Origin of the sequence: Pseudomonas bohemica, from assembly GCF_002934685.1 — a bacterium.
Classification (GTDB): domain Bacteria; phylum Pseudomonadota; class Gammaproteobacteria; order Pseudomonadales; family Pseudomonadaceae; genus Aquipseudomonas; species Aquipseudomonas bohemica.
Map to the genome: position 1 here is coordinate 1 of NZ_NKHL01000034.1, position 1,435 is coordinate 1,435.

Annotated in this window: 1 protein-coding gene; it reads left to right on the plus strand. The window is 55.2% G+C overall.

Features of this window, described 5'->3' with window-relative positions; genetic code table 11:
• Positions 1-64: 64 nt before the first annotated feature.
• Positions 65-1,435, plus strand: a 1,371-nt coding sequence (locus tag CE491_RS00170) for an IS30 family transposase (RefSeq protein ID WP_110946380.1), incomplete at its 3' end; no start/stop codon positions are given.

The following is a 1,435-nucleotide window of genomic DNA, read 5'->3' on the forward strand; positions in this document are numbered from 1 at the left end:
GGCGGATTCAACCGGTCGTCGCAACACCTTGATCGAGGTGTTTATGGGACGACCCGCAGGATGGATGCAAAAATTGACGGGCCGGGGAGCGATGCGTTCTCCAGGTGCACCCTCACTTCGTAATGAGATCGAGCGGCTATTTTGGGTGCAGATTGCAACAGGCATCACTAGCGAAAAGGCAGCACATGCCGTTGGCGTATCAACAGCGGTAGGTACACGCTGGTTCCGTCATCGAGGTGGGATGCCATTATTCATGTCGAATCACATATCAGGACGATACTTATCGTTCGCAGAGCGAGAAGAGATTGGGCTGCTTCGAGCGCAAAGTGTTGGCGTTCGTGAGATCGCCCGTCGTCTTGGACGAAGCCCATCGACAATTTCACGGGAGCTGACACGAAATGCTGCTACCCGTTGCGGTCGGCTTGAATATCGAGCGTCAGTAGCGCAATGGAAGGCAGAACTGGTGGCCAAGAGGCCGAAACCAGCGAAACTGGTCACCAACCCGCGACTGCACCAGTACGTACGCGATCGCCTTGAGGGCAAGGTTCAAGACGCCGATGGTCGTGAGATTTCTGGGCCTCGGCAAGCGCCCTTCAAAGGCCGAAATAAACCGCATCGCAGTGACCGTAAATGGGTCAATGGCTGGTCGCCTGAGCAGATTGCCAACCGGCTCCAGATCGATTTTCCGGATGATGAATCCATGCGCATCTCTCCTGAAGCCATATATCAGGCACTCTACATTCAGGGTCGAGGAGCTCTCAAGCGCGAACTGGTGAGCTGCCTGCGCTCAGGACGAGCATTGCGCGTGCCGAGAGCCAGAGCGCAGGCCAAAGTGTGGGCACACGTCAGCGAGGACGTCATGATCTCCAGTCGCCCTGCTGAGGTAGAAGGTCGGGCTGTACCCGGGCATTGGGAGGGCGACCTGATCATCGGTCTGAACCGTTCTGCGATTGGAACTCTGGTCGAGCGCTCAACTCGATTTACCATGCTCGTCCATCTGCCTCGCGAGAAAGGTTATGGGCTAATTCCCCGCACGAAGAACGGCCCGGCGCTGGCTGGCTATGGGGCTGTTAGTATGGCCAACGCACTGAAGAAGTCGGTGACTGATCTTCCCATCGAGCTGTGGCGATCTTTGACCTGGGATCGTGGAAAGGAGCTGTCGGATCACGCTCGATTTACCATCGAGTCCGGAGTAAAAGTTTTCTTTGCTGATCCACATAGTCCATGGCAGCGCGGCACAAACGAAAATACGAACGGCCTTCTACGGCAATACTTCCCGAAAGGCACTGACCTTTCTCGTTGGAGTGCCCAAGAAATACAGGCGGTAGCTCACGTACTTAACTCTAGACCTCGAAAAACACTCGGCTGGAAAACACCTGCCGAAGCACTGAATGAGTATCTAAAGTCTGTACAACAATCCAGTGTTGCGACGACC